Annotated in this window: 2 protein-coding genes and 2 pseudogenes; 1 reads left to right on the top strand and 3 read right to left on the bottom strand. The window is 67.0% G+C overall.

The genetic code is table 11. The annotated features are described in order from the left end of the window. Positions 1-239: 239 nt before the first annotated feature. The 3 genes and pseudogenes from ACFVX4_RS41815 to ACFVX4_RS41805 form a co-directional block, all read right to left on the bottom strand. On the bottom strand, positions 240-1,085 hold the full coding sequence (locus tag ACFVX4_RS41815) for a hypothetical protein (RefSeq protein ID WP_389988686.1): 846 nt from the start codon (positions 1,083-1,085) through the stop codon (positions 240-242). A 338-nt stretch (positions 1,086-1,423) separates the two neighbouring features. Beyond that, positions 1,424-1,941: pseudogene (locus tag ACFVX4_RS41810) on the bottom strand (IS110 family transposase); the annotation flags it as partial. A 247-nt stretch (positions 1,942-2,188) separates the two neighbouring features. After that, positions 2,189-2,674: a transposase gene (locus ACFVX4_RS41805; RefSeq protein ID WP_389988683.1), complete on the bottom strand. Its 486-nt coding sequence runs from the start codon at positions 2,672-2,674 to the stop codon at positions 2,189-2,191. A gap of 57 nt (positions 2,675-2,731) precedes the next feature. Here ACFVX4_RS41805 and ACFVX4_RS41800 point away from each other — a divergent pair. Further along, a pseudogene (locus ACFVX4_RS41800) lies at positions 2,732-3,109 on the top strand (transposase); the annotation flags it as partial. Positions 3,110-3,318: the final 209 nt, after the last annotated feature.

The following is a 3,318-nucleotide window of genomic DNA, read 5'->3' as shown; positions in this document are numbered from 1 at the left end:
CGAGGAATTCGAAGCCCAGCACCACCGATCACAGGTCGCCCCGAACGCCGCCTGAAACCAGAGAAACCGGCCGCCACGAAACTCGGAGCAGCTCAGTTGTCACCGGACCGGATTCCGGATCGCTGTGCCGATTCCTTATCGGCCATCTGCGGCTGCTCCATGGGTGATGTGCCTGGCAGTTCGGTGAGTGAATCGGGAGATGGGCACCCAGGCCGACGAACGAGCTCGCCCAGCGGGCCTCAGCGCCCCTCGGGAGCCGCGTCGGCGCGGAAGACGGGCAGGCCCTCGCGCAGCCGTGCGAAGAGCTGGCTGGCGTCGAACATCTCCTCGTCCTCGTCCTCGTCCTCGTCCTCGTTCTCGTTCTCGTCGGCGTCCTCGTCCTCGTCGGCGGCGAAGACCTCGTCCACCAGGAACGCGCGCAGCTGCTCCTGCACGCCGTCCCCGTATCCCTGCTGGTAGTCGTACAGGTCGAAGTAGAGGTCCGCCTCCACGGTCGCGATCGTCTCGTGGTCGTCCTCGATGACCAGGCGGGCGCGGATGGTGCCCGCGTGAAGCGTGCTGTCGTTGTAGTCGCCGTAGACGACGTCGGCCTCGATGTCGCCCATGACCAGCATCTCGCCGCTGGTGAGGACCCCCCGAGCCTTCACCGTGCCGCCGATCGCCACCACCGAGTAGGGGGCGCAGTCCGCCACCACACCTTCGACCGTCACCGATCCGGTGACCACGAAGGGCGCGCCCACGCCCAGGTCACCCTTGACCACCAGGTCGCCGTGGTGGAAGAACGGGGTGTCCACTTGCTGGTCGCCGATCAGGGTGCGGGTCGTTCCGGTGTCGCCGAGAGTTTTGGCGCACATCTCTGGGACGTACCCGAGCAGCTCGGGGTCGAGGGTGACACGCAGCTGGGCGACGAACTCCTGGTAGCTGTCGAGGTCCCACTCCACGAGACCGGCGAGCCAGCCGCTGTCGTCGCGGATTCCGGCGGCCTCGAACGTGGCGGCCCGTTCGGACCGCATCACCTCGACGGTCCGCCGGATCGCGGCCATATCGATGGGCAGCGGGGTGTCGCCGTTCTTGTTGTATGCCATGACGTTCGCCTTGTCTGCGATCAGGGAACGGACCGGGGTGGCCCGCCCGTCGGGGTCACTCGCACCAGCAGGGGTGCGAGCAGCAAAGACGCGAACCGCAGGCTACCGGCCCGCTGCGAGCCGAGGCCGTCCGGGGGGTGCGGCGGCGGCAGGCAGGTGGCCGGGAGCGCTCTTGGCGGCTCTGGAGGGAGCTTCACACACGCCGTCCCGCGCGGGCATCCGTAGAAGCCCTCAATGCGGTACTGAAGCCGGGCTGTGCAGGTCCACCGGCAATTAGCGTCATCGGCGTGACCGGAACGCCAGAACCCCAGTACCTCTCCAGGGAAAGCACGCACATGACCATCAGGCCGTTTGCGTTGGTAGTACGCCTTCGTTGCCGGGCAGCTCTTCAGGCTCGACAGCGAGGAGAGGTAGAAGGCGCTGAGCAGGCCGCGGTGGAACCGGCGCGGTCGGCGCAGGTTGCCGCTGACGCGGCCGGAGTCGCGTGGGACCGGTGCCAGGCCGGCGTAGCCGGCGAACCGGTCGGCGATGACGAAGGCGTCCTTGGCGTCTGCCTTGCCCTCGCCTCGGTAGGAGGCCGAGGCACGGTGCATGGTCAGGCCGGTGATGTAGAGACTATCGGCTGGTCGCGACCGAGCAGCAGCCCGATCGGCAGGGCGGCACCACCGTGGTTGAGATCGACAGCCCGCAGCACGTCGCTGTCGAGAGCCAGGACATCCCCGCTCAGTTCCAGCAGGGCCTGTTCGTCGTTCAGGACCCGGCAGGACAGGAGCCGTTCGCCGTCCGTGTTGGTCACCACGCAGTGGTGATGTTCCTTGCCGATGTCCAGTCCGGCCCATATCTGGGGCACGGCCACCTCCGCCGGCTCATCGCTCTACCTCTGCCCAGCAGACGACCTCGCCGACGTTGCCCTACACAGCGATCGAGTCGCATCTCCCAATTGGCGGTCGAGTCGTCGTGGGGCTCCGGGCGGCCAAGCCTTTCCAGCCATCGGACAGCTACACCATGACAGCCATACCCAGAGTCCCTGGGTCCCGCTGATCTTACGAATGACCAGTTCGAACCACACCAAGGAAGTAGGGCCCTACCCATGAGCTGGAGTGTCAAGCGGCGAGTGCGTGGGCTCGGTGTGACCAAGCTGTCGCCTCGTCGTACGGTGTGCCAGTTTTTAGGCAGCCGTGCAGGATGCCAACGAGCCGGTTGGCGAGTTGGCGCAGGGCGGCGTTGAATTCGATGCCGCGGGCGCGTTGCTGCTCGTAGTAGGCCCTGGCGCCGGAGGAGACCCGCAGCGCGGAGAAGGCCTGGGCGATCAGGGCATCGATGAGCCGGTCGTTGCGAACGAACCGCGCGGTCACGACCTTCTTCTTACCGGAGGCGCGGGTGATCGGGCTGGTGCCGGCGTAGTTCTTGCGGGCCTTGGCGCTGGCGTAACGGTGAGGGTCGTCGCCGAATTCCGCGAGTACTCGGGCGCTGAGCATCGGTCCCAGTCCGGGCTGGGAGCGGATGATCTCAGCGTCTGGATGCCGGCCAAAATAGGCCTCGACCTGCCCGCGCAGGAAGTTGACCTGCTCGTTCAGAGTGACCAGCATCGCGACGAGCGCACGTACGGAGACAGCGTAGGCCGCAGTCACAGCGGGGGGCTGGCTCAGCTGGTCACCGACGCACTCAGGGCCGCCGCAGCGGCCCGCGGCGCCGACGGCCTGCACGGGGCGATTTTCCACAGCGACAACGGAGCCCAGTACGCGTCGAGGGAGTTCGCCCAGGTCTGCTCGGAACTCGGCGTGACCAGATCACGCGGCGCGGCGGGCACGAGCGCGGACAACGCCACCGCGGAGAGTCTGAACGCGACCATGAAACGCGAGACGCTCCAGGGACGGAAACGGTGGGACGGGGCCCGTGAGGCCCGCCTCGCGGTCTTCCGATGGGCAACCCGCTACAACACCCGCCGACGGCACTCCCGCCTCGGCCAGATCAGCCCGATCGCCTACGAACAACGATCAACTACGCTGGCCACCGCCGCATGACAACCGGTGTCCACGATCACGGGGAAGGCCCCTCACATCGGACGAGCTGGCCGACGGAACCAAGGCTGTCGTGCTGCACTTCGCCCAGGCCACCCAGGCCCCCGTACAACGCTAAGCTTGCGATTTTAGGACGTGAAGATCGTTTAGGTTTGGGTTCTGCTGTTCGCCGGACATGGGAACGGCCTTCGGGTGACGCTGGGTTCTCGCCA

Source organism: Streptomyces sp. NPDC058240 (assembly GCF_042882135.1).
GTDB lineage: Bacteria > Actinomycetota > Actinomycetes > Streptomycetales > Streptomycetaceae > Streptomyces.
The sequence above is the reverse complement of the archived record's forward strand: the minus strand, read 5'-3'. Positions and strand labels throughout refer to the sequence as shown.

What these genes read in the sequence shown, in the direction of transcription:
- ACFVX4_RS41815 (WP_389988686.1), bottom strand. Translation starts at nt 1,085, where the DNA reads ATGGCATACAACAAGAACGGCGACACCCCGCTGCCCATCGATATGGCC.
- ACFVX4_RS41805 (WP_389988683.1), bottom strand. Translation starts at nt 2,674, where the DNA reads ATGCTGGTCACTCTGAACGAGCAGGTCAACTTCCTGCGCGGGCAGGTC.